Origin of the sequence: Nocardia wallacei, assembly GCF_029868745.1 — a bacterium.
GTDB lineage: Bacteria > Actinomycetota > Actinomycetes > Mycobacteriales > Mycobacteriaceae > Nocardia > Nocardia wallacei_B.
Map to the genome: position 1 here is coordinate 1 of NZ_JARWOP010000020.1, position 16452 is coordinate 16452.

The 16452-nt window shown below is 70.6% G+C and carries 15 protein-coding genes and 1 pseudogene; 8 read left to right on the forward strand and 8 right to left on the reverse strand.

Annotated elements, in window-relative coordinates; translation table 11 throughout:
- Both QH470_RS00690 and QH470_RS00695 read right to left on the reverse strand, forming a co-directional pair.
- A partial coding sequence (locus tag QH470_RS00690) for a precorrin-2 dehydrogenase/sirohydrochlorin ferrochelatase family protein (RefSeq protein WP_280270267.1) occupies window positions 1-703 on the reverse strand: 703 nt, incomplete at its 3' end.
- Window positions 704-766: 63 nt separating this feature from the next.
- Complete coding sequence (locus QH470_RS00695) at window positions 767-1174, reverse strand: PPOX class F420-dependent oxidoreductase (protein ID WP_280270268.1); 408 nt, start codon at window positions 1172-1174, stop codon at window positions 767-769.
- 80 nt (window positions 1175-1254) lie between these two features.
- On the opposite strand from QH470_RS00695, the gene QH470_RS00700 reads away from it, so the two are divergent.
- Window positions 1255-2220: a poly(ethylene terephthalate) hydrolase family protein gene (locus tag QH470_RS00700; RefSeq protein WP_280270269.1), complete on the forward strand. Its 966-nt coding sequence runs from the start codon at window positions 1255-1257 to the stop codon at window positions 2218-2220.
- Here QH470_RS00700 and QH470_RS00705 read toward each other — a convergent pair whose 3' ends face one another.
- A complete protein-coding gene (locus QH470_RS00705) occupies window positions 2221-3558 on the reverse strand; it encodes a DoxX family protein (protein WP_280270270.1) in 1338 nt (445 codons plus the stop codon).
- A 393-nt stretch (window positions 3559-3951) separates the two neighbouring features.
- On the opposite strand from QH470_RS00705, the gene QH470_RS00710 reads away from it, so the two are divergent.
- From QH470_RS00710 to QH470_RS00720, 3 genes are read left to right on the forward strand one after another with little or no spacing between them, the layout of a single operon-like run.
- A complete protein-coding gene (locus QH470_RS00710; protein WP_280270271.1) occupies window positions 3952-5106 on the forward strand; it encodes a phosphotransferase family protein in 1155 nt (384 codons plus the stop codon).
- Window positions 5107-5124: 18 nt separating this feature from the next.
- Window positions 5125-6228, forward strand: a complete 1104-nt coding sequence (locus tag QH470_RS00715) for an Rv3169 family protein (RefSeq protein WP_280270272.1) — start codon at window positions 5125-5127, stop codon at window positions 6226-6228.
- Window positions 6229-6245: 17 nt separating this feature from the next.
- Window positions 6246-7277, forward strand: coding sequence for a DUF2293 domain-containing protein (locus QH470_RS00720; protein WP_280270273.1), 1032 nt, complete (start codon window positions 6246-6248; stop codon window positions 7275-7277).
- Window positions 7278-7294: 17 nt separating this feature from the next.
- Here QH470_RS00720 and QH470_RS00725 read toward each other — a convergent pair whose 3' ends face one another.
- The 3 genes from QH470_RS00725 to cobO all read right to left on the reverse strand — a co-directional run bounded on the left by QH470_RS00725 (window position 7295) and on the right by cobO (window position 10037).
- On the reverse strand, window positions 7295-7654 hold the full coding sequence (locus QH470_RS00725) for a cobalamin biosynthesis protein (protein WP_342228409.1): 360 nt from the start codon (window positions 7652-7654) through the stop codon (window positions 7295-7297).
- A 255-nt stretch (window positions 7655-7909) separates the two neighbouring features.
- Window positions 7910-9391, reverse strand: coding sequence for a cobyrinic acid a,c-diamide synthase CobB (locus QH470_RS00730; RefSeq protein WP_280270275.1), 1482 nt, complete (start codon window positions 9389-9391; stop codon window positions 7910-7912).
- Window positions 9392-9422: 31 nt separating this feature from the next.
- Entirely contained in the window at window positions 9423-10037 is a 615-nt protein-coding gene (cobO, locus tag QH470_RS00735; RefSeq protein WP_280270276.1) for a cob(I)yrinic acid a,c-diamide adenosyltransferase, read from the reverse strand.
- Window positions 10038-10128: 91 nt separating this feature from the next.
- Here cobO and QH470_RS00740 point away from each other — a divergent pair, with 91 nt between their 5' ends.
- Entirely contained in the window at window positions 10129-10971 is an 843-nt protein-coding gene (locus tag QH470_RS00740; RefSeq protein WP_280270277.1) for an NAD-dependent protein deacetylase, read from the forward strand.
- Window positions 10972-11368: 397 nt separating this feature from the next.
- Here QH470_RS00740 and QH470_RS00745 read toward each other — a convergent pair whose 3' ends face one another.
- A complete protein-coding gene (locus QH470_RS00745; RefSeq protein WP_280270281.1) occupies window positions 11369-13570 on the reverse strand; it encodes a VWA domain-containing protein in 2202 nt (733 codons plus the stop codon).
- A 503-nt stretch (window positions 13571-14073) separates the two neighbouring features.
- Between QH470_RS00745 and QH470_RS00750 the strand changes: the two are divergent.
- Both QH470_RS00750 and QH470_RS00755 read left to right on the forward strand, forming a co-directional pair.
- Window positions 14074-14189, forward strand: a pseudogene (locus QH470_RS00750) (iron chelate uptake ABC transporter family permease subunit); the annotation flags it as partial.
- A gap of 260 nt (window positions 14190-14449) precedes the next feature.
- A complete protein-coding gene (locus QH470_RS00755) occupies window positions 14450-15238 on the forward strand; it encodes an EI24 domain-containing protein (protein WP_280270278.1) in 789 nt (262 codons plus the stop codon).
- A 12-nt stretch (window positions 15239-15250) separates the two neighbouring features.
- On the opposite strand, the gene QH470_RS00760 is transcribed toward QH470_RS00755, so the two are convergent.
- Complete coding sequence (locus QH470_RS00760; RefSeq protein WP_280270279.1) at window positions 15251-15619, reverse strand: winged helix-turn-helix transcriptional regulator; 369 nt, start codon at window positions 15617-15619, stop codon at window positions 15251-15253.
- A gap of 65 nt (window positions 15620-15684) precedes the next feature.
- Here QH470_RS00760 and QH470_RS00765 point away from each other — a divergent pair, with 65 nt between their 5' ends.
- Window positions 15685-16305: an NAD(P)-dependent oxidoreductase gene (locus QH470_RS00765; protein WP_280270280.1), complete on the forward strand. Its 621-nt coding sequence runs from the start codon at window positions 15685-15687 to the stop codon at window positions 16303-16305.
- Window positions 16306-16452: the final 147 nt, after the last annotated feature.

The window sequence follows — 16452 nt, forward strand, 5'->3', positions numbered from 1 at the left end:
GTACACCACGATGTGCAGCCCCCCGCCGGTGAGCGCGGCAGCCCGTACTGCGGCCGCGACGGCCCCCTCCCCCCCCAGTACCTCCCACGCGCCACACCCCCCACCCCCCCCCCGTACACCGCTCGAACGCCCGCCCGCGAACGGTTTCACTACCGGTACCCCCGGGCCCGCCGCCTACCCGCGCGACGCGGGGGGTGGGCGGCGCGGCGTCGTCGGATACGACGCCGGACTGCAACGCCTCCAGCAGGGCCGTCCGCACGGCGGCCGACCGGCGATGCTGGCCGCCCGCCAGCACACCGAGCGTCATGCCGTCGTAGCGGGCGGTGGCCGGAGTGACGGCGGTCCCGAGCCGCGCGACGTCGGCGCGCACGCAGAAGACGCGGCGGGCGGTGGCCTCGGCGACGATCGCGGCGTTGGTCTCCGGTTCGTCGGTGCAGGCGATGGCGTACCAGGCATCCTCGAGATCACCGTCGGCGTAGTCGCGCAGGTGCAGGGTGAGCTGCCCGGAAGTCGCCATGCCCTCCACGGCCGGCGTGACGGCGCGGCTGATCACGTGCACGTCGGCGCCGGACGCGATGAGCAGCCCGAGCCTGCGCTGGGCGACGGTTCCGCCGCCCACCACGACGACGCGACGGCCGGCGAGATCGAGCCCGACCAAGTAGTTCGGGTCTCCTGCATGCGGGTCGGCTGGCGTGTTCGGCACAAGGTTCGAGCCTACGGCCTGCGCCGATGAGTCCGGCAATCGCCCACTGCGTCCGGTAACCGCTCAGAAGCGGCCGAGCACCTTGGTCGGTGTGATACGCACGGTCACGCGGTCGGCGTCCTCGACCGAGGCCGGGTTGAACTCGGCGTACGGCTTGCCGGTGTACTCGAGCGACAACCGGTCCGGCATTTCGCGCGCCGGGTCCGCCGTGATGGTGACCGTGCCGCGGATCTGCGCGTACACGTACGGCGTCTCCGGCGGGTTGATCAGGACGGTGATCCGGGGGTCGCGGGCGAGGTTCTTGTACTGCTGCCGCGACACCGTCGTGGAATACAGCAGTTCGTCGCCGTCGCGCTCGATCCAGTTGACGGTCAGATGCGGCTGACCGTCGCGGCCGATCGTGGCCATCGTGGCGAACACCTTCTCGTTGTCGAGGTGCTTCTTCAGTTCGTCGGAAAGTTCGGCTGTCACCTTCGGAACGAACCCTGCACGCCGCGCGCGTATTCCGCGGGTCCCGCGCGCCCCGGGCGGTCTGCTTCTATGCTCCCGTTATGCGACGAGGCGTCTTCCGGATCCTGGTGGCCCTGTCCGCGTTCGTCCTGGCCGCGGCGCCGGTCGCGCACGCCGATCCGCCGTATCGGCCGGTCGGCGTGGTGGAGACGGTGTTCTCCCAGCACGGTCCGTGGCCGGTCACCGCGCAGCCCGGTGTCGGCTGCTGCGACTCCACCGGCGCCCCCTTCGACGTCTGGTATCCGGCGAATCTGGGCGCGGGCGGGATGCGGCACCCGATCATCACCTGGGGCAACGGCACCAACGCCGTGCCCAGCCAGTACGCGCACCTGCTGGAGCACCTGGCGTCGTGGGGTTTCGTGGTGGTCGCCACGGCGAACCGCAACACCGGGACCGGGGCCGATATCACCAGTGCGGCACGGCATCTCATCGATGCGGCCGCCGATCCGTCCAGCGTCTTCCACGATCGGCTGAACACCGCGGCGGTCGGCGCGATGGGTCACTCGCAGGGGGCCACCGGCGTCCTCAACGCCCTGGCCGACTCCGGTGGCCTGATCAAAACGGCTGTCCCGGTGGAACTTCCGGCACAGGCGTTCTGCAAAGATCCCACTCGGTGCGCCGACACCCGCAGGATCGGCGGCGGTTCGGTGCTGTTCGTCAACGGCGCCGACGACGCGCTGATCTCGCCGTCGAACCAGCCACCGTGGCAACCGCAGGGATTGCAGTCGAACCGCGCCTACTACGACGCCCTGCCCGGCTCGGTGACCAAGGCGTGGGGAACGCTGGTGCGCGCCAACCACAACGACGTCCAGGGGCAGCCGGACTGCGCCCGGGCCTCGGCGCCGTGCACCACCGGCGTCTTCGGCTATCTCGGATATCCCACGGCCTGGCTGGTGGCGCAGCTGTGGGGTGACGCGTACGCGCTCGGCGCCTTCACACCCGGATCGGGCGAGTTCTATCAGCCGAATCCCAACTGGGCCAACCAGATCGGCGCGGCGGGACGCTGATCATTCGGCGGGCGCGTCCTGCACCCACCGGAACTTCGTGCTGCGCAACGGGAAACTGTCGGGGTCCACGCGCTGCAGCGTGATGGTCACCGGGTGCCCGCTCAGCTCGCCGGTCAGCACGGCCCGGTCGGGGGCGGGCTGTTCGAAGGTGAGCGCGGCCGGTTGCTGCGGTCCGCCGGTGATCTCCATGCGATGCGTCGCGGCGTCGACCGTTCCCGGCACGGTCACCATGGTGCCGTCCATGCGCTGGTAGCTGATCATGCCGGGGTAGTCGACCACGACTGTGCGCCACCGGTTCTCATCGGTGAGCAGCGGCGCGACCGGCTGCCCGTCCCGGGTGAACTCCGACACCGACCAGATGCCGTACAGCGCCGGCTTCGGCCGATCCGGGCCGCTCTCCTGCCAGAAACCCCAGGTGAGATGTGCGACCGAGGCCGTCACCCAGATCCCGAGCGCTACCTGCGCCCACGCGGCGATCCGCCGGGAGCGAACCGTCCGGAAGGGATACGGCGTGGTGGACGGACCGGTCGCGCGGTTCAGCACCAGGGCCGCGGTCAACCGGCGCGCCTCGGGGGCCAGCAGCACCAGGCTCATCAGCAGCAGATGCCCGGACAGGATCTTCACCGGCACGCCGAAGGTCATGTTCAGCAGGAACACCTGCGCCATGCTGACCAGCGTGAGCATCGCGCCCAGCACCGCGGTGCGCGGGATGAACAGCAGCAGGCCCGCCAGCAGTTCCGCCGAGCCGAGCAGGATCTCGTACACCGGCGACACCCCGACCTGGTTCCACAGCACCGCGAACGGCGGCTGGTTGCCGTAGGGCTCCAGCAGCGTCGACAGCGCCGGCTCCGGCATCTGGGTCGGAATCACCTTGGCCAGACCGTAATTCACCATCTGCCCGGCCACGCACAGCCGCAGGAACAGCAGGAACCAGCCCGACAGCCGCCGGTACTCCGGGCGGCGATCCAGCAACGTCCAGATCAGCGTGCCCGCTACCGCGATCACCAGCAGGCAGAACAGCAGCACCCAGAAGATGCCCTGATCGCCGCTGCCGTTGAAGTGCAGGCGCACGTCGGCGCCGAAGACCGTGCGGCCCACCCAGGACAGCACCGGCTCCAGCACACGCGCCTGCCACAGCACCGCGTCGTCCGGCAGCCAGGTGCCGAACCAGCCCACGAACTCGTAGATCGGTTGCGGATAGACCACGCAGAACAGCCCGAAGTACAAGAAGGTGAAGCGGAACGCGATCCGCGTCGCCGGGTGCCACCCGGTGCGCGGCGGCTCCTCGGTCCCCGATTGCGCCGCCACCGGTTCGGCCGCTGTCGCGACTGCGCTCACGCTCGTCCCCTTTCCGAAAAGAATCGCTCATCGAAACTACGGGCCGCACCCCGCCGCACGCCTCGGGGAAGACCCCGATTTACACCCGTGCCGTGGGTGGAGCCGTGCCGCGTGGTCCGAACTCAGCGCAGGTTACGTGCGGTATCGCCGCACGCGCGTCCCCCGGAGGATCGACATGCCGGACCGACCTCCGGGTGAGTCGCGGGTGCGGCCCGATACCCGGGTACGAGTGCACCGGCGCGGCAATCGGCCGTCCCGGTCACCGGACGCGCGGGAATCTCGCCGCCGGATTCCGCACCCACGGCGGGGTAGAACGCGTTACATTTCTTCCACCACGCCCGTCGCCGCTCACCCGGAGCCGCACGGAACACGTTGGTGCACAATGTTTTTCACATGCCAGGAGGACGTGCCATGGCGGCCGAGCCCGAATCCGATCCCGGCCGGCGACGGCAGCTGACCACCAGCGCCCGCGACCTCGACGACCTCACCGGCCGCCTAACCGACTGGCTGGGCGCGCGGCTGGACTGCGACTCCCCGCCGCGGATCACCGGCGCGTCCCGACCGCAGGCCGGCGGCATGTCGAGTTCGTCGGTGTTGTTCGACGCGGAATGGGAGGCGGACGGCCGCGCCGGGAGCGGCTCGTACGTGGTGCGCATGGCCCCGGAGGAGGGGTCCTTCCCGGTCTTCGAGACCTACGATCTCGCCACCCAGTACGCGGTCATGTCCGGCGTGGCGGAGCACAGCGACGTACCGGTGCCGCCGCTGTGCTGGCTGGAGCCCGACGACTCCGTACTCGGTGCGCCGTTCTTCGTGATGCGACGGGTGGACGGGCGCATCCCCGAGGACAATCCGCCGTACGTGTTCGTCGGCTGGCTGTTCGACGCAACGCCCGAACAGCGGCTGCGACTGACCCGCAACACCGTCGACATCATCGCCCGGATCCATGCCATCCCCGACCCGGCCGCGAAGTTTCCCGTGCTGGACGGACCGGGTTCGGCGCTGCGCCGCCACGTCGACGCCCAGCGCGCCTGGTACCGCTGGGCGCTGGCCGACGACGGCTATCGCATTCCGCTGCTGGAGCGAACGTTCGACTGGCTGGAGGAGAACTGGCCCGCCGATCCGGGGCCGGACGTGCTCAACTGGGGCGATGCCCGGCCGGGCAACATCATCTATCGTGAGTTCGACCCGGTCGCCGTCCTGGACTGGGAGATGGCCGCGCTGGGGCCGCGCGAGATCGATATCGCCTGGATCATCTTCATCCACCGCTTCTTCCAGGATCTCGCCGTCCGCTTCGACCAGCCCGGCCTGCCCGACTACCTGCGCCGCGACGACGTGGTGCGGCGCTACGAGCAGCGCACCGGGCACACCGTGCGCGACCTGGACTGGTACGTGGTCTACGCCGCGCTGCGGCACGGGATCGTGATGGCCCGCATCAAGCGCCGGATGATCCATTTCGGCGAGGACACCGACACCGAAGACCGCGACGACTACGTCATGCACCGGCCGAGCCTGGAGGCCCTGCTCGCCGGCGCCTACCACTGGGATTGACCTCGAACAGGAGCGAGCATGTCCGCGCCGGTACCACTGGACGAATACCCCATCCATCAGACCCCGCTGTCGCTGGCCCGGGTCGCGAGCAGCGATCGGAACTTCTACGACCGCAGCTACTTCAACGCCCACGACCGCGACGGCGGCACGTTGCTGGTCACGGGTTTCGGCGTGTATCCGAACCTGGGCGTGGTCGACGCGTATGCCGCCGTGCGCCGAGGCGATACGCAACGCGTGGTGCGGTTCTCCGACGCGCTGGCCGAACGCGGGCTGGACCAGCGCGTCGGCGGGTACCGCATCGAGGTGCTGGAGCCGTTGCGGCGGCTCCGGATCGTCTGCGAGCACGACGATCTGGGTTTCGACCTCACCTGGACGGGCGCCTTCCCCGCCGTGCAGGAGCAGCCGCATCTGATCCTCGCGGGCAGTCGGCCGATCATCGACGCGTCGCGTTTCGCGCAGGTCGGTTCGTGGGCGGGGACGCTCCGCGTGGACGGCACGGACATCGCCGTCGACCCGCGGCTGTGGACCGGGACGCGGGACCGCTCGTGGGGCATCCGCCCCGTCGGCGAGGCGGAACCGGCCGGGCGCGCCAATGCCGAAGGGGCGGGCGGGTTCTGGTGGCTGTACGTACCGCTGCGGTTCGACGATTTCGCGATAGTGGTGATCGTGCAGGAGAACCCGGACGGCTTCCGCACGCTCAACGACGCCACCCGGATCTGGCCGGACGGCCGGGTCGAGCAGCTCGGCTGGCCGCGGGTGCACATCGAATACCGTTCCGGCACCAGGATTCCCGTCGCCGCGCGGCTGGAACTGACCGCGCCCGACGGCACACCGCTCGAGGTGGAGATCACACCGCACACCTTCATGGCGTTGCACATCGGCTGCGGATACGGCGGTGATCCGGATTGGGGGCACGGCCAGTGGAAGGGCGCGGGGTGGTCGGCGAGCGCCGCCTACGATCTCACCGATCCGGCCGTCGCCGGGCGCATTCCATGGGGTGTGATCGATCATGTCGCCCGGGCGCGCTGCAACGGGGCCGAAGGCTGGGGCTTGTTCGAGCACGCGAGCCTGGGCCGCCACGACCCGACCGGCTTCGCCGACTGGACCTCGGTGGCGCCGTAGTCCTAGTGTTCACCGACGTGGCGAAACTGCGGCGGCGGGTGGTCGAGGCGGCGGAGGCGGTACTGGCCCGGCAGCGGTACGTGTCGGCGATCGACGTGTTCACCGGGGTGGGCTGGGTGCATTCGAGTCACGTGGATCGGTGGCGGCAGGGCCGGGTCGATTCGCTGGAGGAACTCGCCGCGGTGGACGCGCGACGGCTCGGTGACGCGGTGGACATCCTGCGCGACTGGGCGCGGGACCGGGGCCTGACCGCCAGCGAGACCGCGTACCTGTCGGGCACCCGGGATCGGCAGCCGCTCCGATTCCTCGCCGAGGGCGACGACACCGCGTTCCGAATGCATTGGCTCTCCGGCGATCTCAGCCCCGCGCGACGCGAACAGCTGGTGCGGCGGCAGAACAAGGCGCCGGATCTGGTGGTGGTCGAGGCGCAGGAGGTGTGGGCCTGCGTCGAATGCGGCGAAACCGGGCCGCACCTGATCATGTCCACCGCCGGTGCGCTCTGCCTGACCTGCGCCGACCTCGACCATCTGGAGTTCCTGCCCGCCGGGGACGCGGCGCTGAGCCGGCGGGCGAAGAAGGAGAGCACGCTGGCCGCGGTCGTGATGCGCTTCAACAAGCGCCGCCGCCGGTACGAACGCCAGGGCATCCTCGTCGAGGAGGCCGCGCTCGCCCGCGCCGAGGAACAGTGTCTCGCCGACGAGGACCTGCGCGAACGACGCCGCGAACGCGACCGAATCCGGCGCGCCGCCCAAGACGTGGAATTCCAAGCCCGGATGGCAGCGGAAATCCTGCGCCTGTTCCCCCGCTGCCCCGCCACCCGCGCCGAGGAGATCGCCGCCCACGCCGCGGTCCGCGGCAGCGGCCGCGTGGGCCGCAGCGCGGCCGCCCAACTCCTCGACCCCGAGGCCATCACCCTCGCCGTCATAGCCTCCATCCGCCACCGCGACACCGACTACGACCGCCTCCTGATGGACGGCGTCCCCCGCATGGACGCCCGCACCACAATCCGCCCGGCCCTCGACAGCGTCCTGGAGTCCTGGCGAGGCTGAGTCCGCGGCCAGCAGGCTCAGCGGGCCACCGCGACCGTAACGCCGCGTACCACCCGTTTCGGGACAAGTAGCACTCCGTCCACGGCGGCACACAAGGCCGCGGCCTCGGCCACACTGGGAGTCCCGACAGCCGACGCCGTGCGAGACAACGGATTCGGCACCTCGACCGCCGCCAACCGCTCCGCGGAAAAGGCCACTATGCCCACCCCGAGTTCCCCCGCCGCAGCAACCAGCCCCGCCTCCCCACCCCGCCGCTCAACCGTCGCCAAACACCGAACCGCGCCGTCCCCCACCACTTCCCGCACGGCCGCAAGAATTACCGCAGCATCGGTATCCGGACGAAAACCGATCCCGACCACCAGTTCATTCCCCGGCACGAGAGGACCGTCCGGACACGAAAAACATGCGGCACAAGCCAATACGGCGGCAGACCGCCTCGCCTCCGACGTGCCGTGGCACGGAGTCCCGCCAAGGCGGAACCCATTCGGCTGCGGCCGATCGCGCGGGTGGCGGCGACGTGCGATGGAGAGTTCGGGCAGGTCGGTGCGTATTCGGTTGCCGCTGGGCGGGGAGGCTCGCGTGCGGGCGTGGGTGGACTCGGCCGTCGTCGGGGGTGAATTGGGGTGGGTGGTTCATGCGTCGGCGCGGTGGGTGGCGTGGGTGGTGGCTGTCGTGACGAAACGGGTTGTGGCTTCGGGGTTTCCGGCGGGGTGGGTGTGGAGGTAGGAGGCGTGGACTCGGTGGGTGAGGGTGCCCTCGCGGATGGTGGCGCCGGTGGGTGCGCGCCAGGCCCATGCGGGGGTGGCGGTGTCGGCGGTGGTGAGGTGGGTGCGGTGGAATTCGTGGCCGCGGACGCGAGTACCGGCGGGCCACAGCGGCGAATCCGCGAGGGCCACGGCATCGCGGTAGCCGAGGGTGAGTCGGGAGCCGAATTCCGCTGTGGCGTCTACTACTCCGGCCATCCGGTGGCCGTCGAGCGAACGCGTCAAATACAGCAGCCCGGCACATTCGGCGTGGATCGGCATCCCGCGCCGCGCCTCCGCGGCGACCGCGGCCAACAACGGTTCGTTGGCGGCGAGCGCGGCGGCATGCTCCTCCGGGAACCCACCTGGCAGCACCAGACCGACTGTGCCGGTGGGCAATTCATCACGCAAAGGATCGATCACCACCACCGTTGCCCCCGCGGCCTCCAGCAACTCGCGGTGCTCCGCGTACCCGAAGGTGAACGCCACGCCCCCCGCCAACGCAATGATCGGCGACCGAGAAGCACTGCGCGCCACCACGTCCCCCTCTTGCTCGGGCTCGCCCGCGATCGCGGGGGCAGGTGACGCGCCCACACCAGGTGAGGGGATCACGCCGTCTACCGCGGAACGGACCTCGTCGGCCGGGTTCCATGCGGGGGCGGACGCACGCATTGCGGCCAGTCGTGCCAGTGCGGCCAGATCTACGTGTGCGGCGACGAGTTCGGTCATTGCGTCGACCGCGGTTCGGGCGGCGGAGCCGTGTTCGACGGCGGGGATCAGGCCCAGATGCCGTGAGGGGACCGATAATTCGGCCATGCGAGGCAGTGCGCCCAGCACCGGCAGGCCGACCCGGTCGCAGGCCGCGCGCAGGACCTCCTCGTGCCGTTCGCTGCCGACGCGGTTGAGAATGACTCCGCCGAGCCGGATCTCGCTGTCGAAGGTCGCGAATCCGTGCAGTAGCGCCGCGAGGCTCTGACTGTGTCCGCGCGCGTCGACCACCAGCACCACCGGGGCTCCGAGCAACGCCGCCACCTGCGCGGTCGATCCTTCCGCGACGGCCGACGCATGGTTGTCGTCGATGCGTCCGTCGAACAGCCCCATCACCCCCTCGACCACGGCGAGGTCGCAGCCGCGGGCACCGTGCTGGTACAGGGGCACCACGCGGTCCACGCCGACCAGCACCGGATCCAAGTTCCGCCCCGGCCGCCCCGCGGCGAGTCCGTGATAACCGGGATCGATGTAGTCCGGCCCCACCTTGAACGGGGCCACCCGATGCCCCGCGCGCCGCAGCGCACCGATCAAACCCGTTGCGAGAGTGGTCTTTCCGCTCCCCGAGGCGGGCGCGGCGATCACCACAGCCGGAGTGCTCACCGAATCCCCCGACGCCCGGACGGTTCCGATCTCACCACTCGATGCCCCGCTGACCCTTGCGCCCCGCATCCATCGGATGCTTGACCTTGCTCATCTCGGTCACCAGGTCCGCCGCCTCGATCAGCGCGGGCGGGGCATCGCGGCCGGTGATCACCACGTGCTGGTTGCCGGGCCGGGTACGCAGGGTCTCGACCACCTCGTCCACGTCGACCCAGCCCCACTTCAACGGATAGGTGAATTCGTCGAGCACGTAGAACCGATGCTGCTCGGCGGCGAGGCGGCGGGAGATCTCCTGCCAGCCGGCCAGCGCCGCGGCGGCGTGGTCCTCCTCGGTGCCCGCCTTGCGCACCCACGACCAGCCCTCGCCCATCTTGTGCCATTCGACCGCCCCGCCGGTCCCGGTCTCCGCATGCAGGCGGCCGAGCGTACGGAACGCCGCCTCCTCCCCCACCTTCCATTTGGCGCTCTTGACGAACTGGAACACCGCGACGTCGAAGCCCTGGTTCCAGGCGCGCAACGCCATGCCGAACGCCGCGGTCGACTTGCCTTTGCCCGGCCCGGTGTGCACCGCGAGGACCGGCTGATTGCGCCGCTGCCGGGTGGTCAGTCCGTCGTCGGGAATCGTCTCCGGAACACCCTTGGGCATCAATTCGCTCCTTCTCGCACCTGCACTGCCGCTCCACGGTGCCATATCGCGACCGCCGCGGTTGCGCTGACCCGCCCGTACCCTGGATGGCATGCCGGATCTGCCGCCACCCGTCGATGCCCTGCTGGAGCTTGTCGCGGGCCGCCGCACGGCCGTGCTGACCGGCGCCGGGATCTCCACCGACAGTGGTATTCCCGACTACCGCGGTCCGGGCTCGCCGCCGCGCACCCCGATGACCTATCAGCAGTTCGTCGGCGATCCGGTGTTCCGGCAGCGTTATTGGGCCCGCAACCACGTCGGCTGGCGGCGCATGGACGCCGCGCGGCCGAACCCCGGGCACCGCGCCCTCGCACGGCTGGAACGCGCGGGCATCGTGACTGGCGTGATCACCCAGAACGTCGACCTGCTACACACCAAGGCCGGCAGCCGCCGGGTGCTGGACCTGCACGGCACCTACGCGCGGGTGCGCTGCCTGCGCTGCGACGCCCTGATCTCCCGCATGACACTGGCCGACCGGCTCGAGGACGCGAACCCGGGCTTCGCCGAGGCCGCCACTCTCGACGGTCTCGAGGTGGCGCCCGACGCCGACGCCGTGGTCATCGACACCGGCAGCTTCCGGATGGTCGACTGCGCCCACTGCGGCGGGATGCTGAAGCCCGACATCGTCTACTTCGGGGAGAACGTGCCCAAGGACCGGGTGGCGGCCGCGTTCGAGGTGGTGGACCGGGCCGAGGTGCTGCTGGTCGCCGGGTCTTCGCTGACGGTGATGTCGGGGCTGCGGTTCGTCCGGCACGCCGCGAAGACGGGGCGGACGGTGGTCATCCTCAATCGCGGTCGCACCCGGGGCGACGACCTCGCCACGCTCACGGTCGACGCGAGTTGCTCCGACGTGCTGTCCGCATTGGCCGAGCGCAGCGCCTCTGTCGCGGCATGAATCGGCGGGTGCCGCGGACGCGCCCGCGGCGCCGATGATCAAATCGCCGTCGACAATCAGAACGCCGCCAGATCCGCCTCGGAGAGCGAGAGGCCGGGGAGGCGGGGATTGCCAGACATGATCATGAAATTACGACGGCGGCGGAAGCCGTCAATGTAGATGAAGGCCTGCCCCCGGCCGCCCGGCCGCAAACGCGCTGATCATCCTGTCGGCTAGCATCGCCCGCGCGGAAGACTGCGGGTTCTGCCGCCGAATGCTGTTCCGGCCATGGGTGGCATCGAATATTTGAAAGCTCGGACAGGTGCGACCCGTGGGCGCTCGGCCTAAGCGGACACAGATCGATGCGAGAGCGCGAAATTCGACCACGTGAGCGCGAATTGTGTCCGCGCAGGCCGGATCAGGCCGCGCTGGGAGACCTCGCCGCCTGCACCGCACCGGCCACCGAGTCACCGGTGAGTTCGGCCAGCCGCAGATAGGTCGCGCGCAGCTCGCGCGCCAGCTCCGCGGCGAGGCCGAGCCGGATCATGCCCCGTTCACAGTCGACCACCACTCCGGCCACACCGTCACCGGCGAGTCGGCGGGCGGCGGCGCGGGCGCGGGGCAGCGGGTCGACGCCGCCGGTGGCGCGGCCGTCGGTGAGCAGCACCAGCAGCGCGCGGCGGCGCGGATCACGCACCCGCTCGCGCTGCACGATCTCGCGCGCCTTCAGAAGTCCTTGCGCCAGTGGGGTTTTCCCGCCGGTACGGAGGCCGGACAGGCGGCGCACCGCGATATCGACCGAGGAGGTCGGTGGGAGCACCAGTTCGGCCTCGGCGCCGCGCATGGTGATCACGGCGACCTTGTCGCGGCGCTGATAGGCGTCGCGCAGCAGCGCCACCACCGCGCCGGTCACCGCGGACAGGCGGTCGCGGGCCGCCATCGAGCCGGAGGCGTCCACCACGAACACCACCAGATTGCCTTCCCGCCCTTCGCGATACGCGCCGCGCAGATCCGCCGGTTCGAGGGCCAGCGGTCCGGCGACGCGGCCGCGCGCGTTCTGGTGCGGCGCGGCGGCGAAGACGGTGCCCAGCAAGTGCAGTCCCGCCGACGGGTCGGCCGTGGAGCGCACCACCCGGCCGTGCCGAGTATGGGCACGGGAGCGACGGCCGGGAGCGCCCTCGCCGATTCCGGGAATTTCCCAACGGGGCGGGCGCGCACCGGCATTCACCGGCGTACCCGCATTGCCCGCGCGAGACTGCCCGCGCCCGGAGCCCGGGCCACCATCCGGATTGTCAGGCCCACCGTCCGGACCATCAGGTCCGTCGTCCGGGCCATCGGGCCCGCTGTCCGGATCACCGGGTCCGTTGTCCGGGTCGTCCGGTCCGTTGTGCAGGTCCGGATCGCCGGGACCGTTATCGGAATCGCGGAGACGGGCGCTCGGGTCGTCGGGGTCGCCCTTCGGCCCTCGGTCACCCGGTTCGTCGGTGCGGTCCCGCGGCCCCCGCGAACCATCACTCGACTCACCGGGATCACCGTTCGCCCCACCCGATCCATCACTGGGCACGCCGTCCGAGTCGGCACCGCCATCCTGCGACGCATCCGGTTCGCCTGTGCCGCCGCCGTTTTCGGGCTCAGCGCGGGCAACCTCCTCGTCGGCCTGCCGCATGGCCTCGTCCAGCTGCTCCTCGCTGATGCCCGGCTCGTCGAACGGATCACGCCGACGACGATGCGGCAGGGCCAGTTCCGCCGCGACACGCACATCCTCGGCCGTCACCCGCTCCCCGCCCCGCCACGCGGCGTGTGCGGTCGCGGTACGGGCCACCACCAGGTCGGCGCGCATACCGTCGACGTCGAAGGAGGCACACAGCGCGGCGATCCGGCGCAGTTCCACATTGTCGAGGGCCACTGCCCCGAGTCGGCGGCGCGCAGCCCGAATGCGCTGGGCCACCTCACGATCGGCCTCGGCGTAGCGAGTCGCGAAGGCCGCCGGGTCGGCCTCGTAGTCCAGCCGCCGGCGCACCACCGCCATGCGCACATCGACGTCGCGGGAGGCGGCCACATCGACGGTCAAGCCGAAGCGGTCCAGCAGCTGCGGGCGCAGCTCCCCCTCCTCCGGATTCATGGTGCCGACCAGCACGAACCGCGCCGGATGCGAATGCGACACCCCGTCGCGTTCGATGTGCACCCGGCCCATGGCCGCGGCGTCGAGCAGCACGTCCACCAGATGGTCGTGCAGCAGGTTCACCTCGTCGACATAGAGCACGCCGTGGTGCGCGGCGGCCAGCAGTCCGGGCCGGAACGCCTGTTCGCCGTCGCGCAGCACGCGCTGCAGATCCAGCGAACCGACCACCCGGTCCTCGGTGGCCCCGACCGGCAGCTCCACCAGCCGCGCGGGCCGCTCCCCACGCTCGTCCACGACCGGCGGCAGCAACTCCGCGAGCGCCCGCACCACCGTCGACTTCGCGGTGCCCTTCTCCCCACGCACCAGCACACCGCCGATACCCGGATGCACCGCGCACAAGATCAACCCCAACTGCAGCCGCTCCTGCCCCACCACAGCCGAGAACGGAAACCCGGCCTCCCCCTCACGCGCCGACGCGCCATCGGAATGCGGACCCACAGTGGTTCGGGATTCGGACACGGCCCCAACTCTAGGCCCGCCACCCACCCCCGACCCCAACCCCCTCCTGTGAACCCCCACACGCACACAACTCTTCGCAACCCACACCCCACCGGCCCGACAGCAACCCCGTACCAGCGGTGGAACCAGCCCACCGCCCGGCCACAGCAGATGGACAACCTCCGGCAGCCGTAACCACCGATGTCCACCACTCACGGCCCCGGGTATGGAACCGGCTCGGTCCCTGGGTGAACAGACACAGCAGACGCATACCGAGGGACACTGTGCGAGCGAGCCACGCAAGCGAGATCCGATCACGCAGGGGCGATACGGAACCGGCCCACGCGGACGGGACCCGACCACACTGACCCGGTGCGGAAGCAGGCCGTACGGATGAGACCCGACCACGCCGCGCCGGGGGAAACAGGCCGCACGGACAGAACCCGACCACACCGAGAGCGGTGCGGAACCAGCCCACGCGGATGGAACCGACCACACCGGCCCGGTGCGCCGTCCGCCCCGCCCACCGCGTCCTGATCCCCTTTCCGTGCTGATCGGCGCCATCATCCTGCTGGCAGCCGACGTCGGCGCCCGCACTCTCATCACCAACGCCGACCTAAGCCCGCCGCACGGACCGGGACCCAACCACGCTGCGCCGGAGTGAAAACAGGCCGCACGGACAGAACCCGACCACACCGAGCGGTGCGGAACCAGACCACACGGAGGAACGACCACACTGGCCCGGTGCGGATGCCCGCCGCGCGGACGGAACCCAACGACGCCGGACCGGTGCGGAACCGGGCCACACGGACGGGATCCGACCACGCCGGACCGGTGCGGAACCGGCCCGTACGGATGAGACCCGATTACCCTGGGGCGGTGCGTGATCTGGCGAATGGGTTCGGGTATCTGTTGCGCGGGCAGCGGTGGGTGGGGGCGCATCGGCGGGCGCTCGGGTTGGGGTTGATTCCTGGGTTGATCTCGCTGGTGCTGTACGTGGCGGCGCTGGTGGCGCTGGTGGTCTTCGCGGGGGATATCGTCGATTGGGCGACGCCGTTCGCCGACTCCTGGGCGTCGCCGTGGCCGGGGCTGCTGCGGGGCTTTCTCGCGGTGTTGCTGGTGGCGCTCGGGCTGCTGCTGTCGGTGGTCACCTTCACCGCGGTGACGCTGGTGATCGGCCAGCCGTTCTACGAGGCGCTGTCCGAGCAGGTGGACCGGTCACAGTCGCCCGACGGCACCGCGCCGGAATCGGGGCTGCCGTTCCTGCGCGAACTGTGGATCTCGGTACGCGACGGGCTACGGATCGTGGCGCGCGCGGTCTGCTGGGGCGTACTCCTGTTCGCCGCGGGATTCCTGCCGGTGGTCGGCCAGACCGTGGTGCCCGTGCTGGGAGTCTGTGTCACCGGTTGGTTCCTCGCCCAGGAATTGACCTCGGTGGCCCTCGCCCGGCGCGGCGTCGAACTCCGCGATCAACTGAACCTGCTGCGCACCCGCCGAATGCTGGTGTGGGGCTTCGGCATTCCCCTGGCCGCGGCCTTCCTCATCCCGTTCGTAGCGGTATTCCTCATGCCCGGCGCGGTCGCGGGCGCCACCCTGCTCGTACGCGACCTGCGCCAGGAGGAGACGGCCGGGAACGGCACGGAACACCCGGCGCGGCAAAGGTCCTGAGGCGACGGGCACTCAGGCCCCCAGCGCTTCCGACTCCCCGTCCGGGTCCACGGCGTCGACCAGTTCGTCCCAGTGCTCGGCCGCCCACACGCAGATCGCCTCCAGCGGTTCGAGCATGCTGTAGCCGAGAGCGGTCAGCTCGTAGGTGACCTGGCGGCCCACCACGGTCCGAGCCACCAGACCGAGCCGCTCGAGGGTCCGCAGGGACTGCGTCATGACCTTGGGCGTGATGCGCGCCAATGGAATTCGGAGCTCGGAGTACCGGCGGGGCCCGTCGGCGAGACAGGCCACGACCAGTGCGCCCCACTTGTCCCCGATGCGAACGGGCGACAAGACCGACGGGCACAGTTCGTCGAACATCTGCGGATGGAGCGGTCGCATCGTCCCAGCTTAGCGAGACATGAGGTATCCGGGCGGTAACCATGGTCCCCGCTACCGTCCCAGCCATGGCGAAAATCATCGTTTTCGGAGCAGGCGGCCGCGCGGGCCGCACCATCGCGGCGGAGGCACAGTCCCGGGGCCACGCGGTGACACGAGTGGTACACGACCCGTCCAAGCACGCGGACCTCGACGCGACGACCGGCGACGTCACCGACGCCGACCGGGTCGCGGAGCTGGCCGCTGGCCACGACGTCGCGGTGCACGCCGCGGCGACTCTCGACGTCCCGGCGGGCGAGTTCTTCCCGGCCGCCGTCCGTGCCCTGCTCACCGGGCTCACCACCGCGGGCGTCCCGCGGCTCGTCGCGATCGGCCTGGCCACCAACGTGCCCAACGCCGACGGCGTGCTGCTGCGCGACTCCATCGAATTTCCCCCCGAGCACCTCCCGTTCATCCTCGGGCACAGCGCCGGAACCGACGCCCTGCGCTCGGCGGACACCACGATCGACTGGACGGTCGTGGCCCCGTCCGGCGACTTCGACCACACCGGCGAGCCGGTGGGCCGCTACCGATTCGCCCCGGCCGAATTCGAGCTGCGCATCACCTACCCGGACTTCGCCCGCGCGGTGGTCGACGAGATCGAACGACCGGCCCACTCCCGCGACTTCTTCGCCGTCGCCGCGGACTGAGCACACCCCTCGAAAAAAGAAGTGCCCCCGCCGCGGTCGGGGGGGGGGGGTGGGGGGTTAAGCCGCGGGGCCGGGGGCCGGGGGGGATGGCGGGCGCGCAGGTATACTCGCCCGCGGGGGGGGAGACCGGGGTGGGGGTGATGTTGA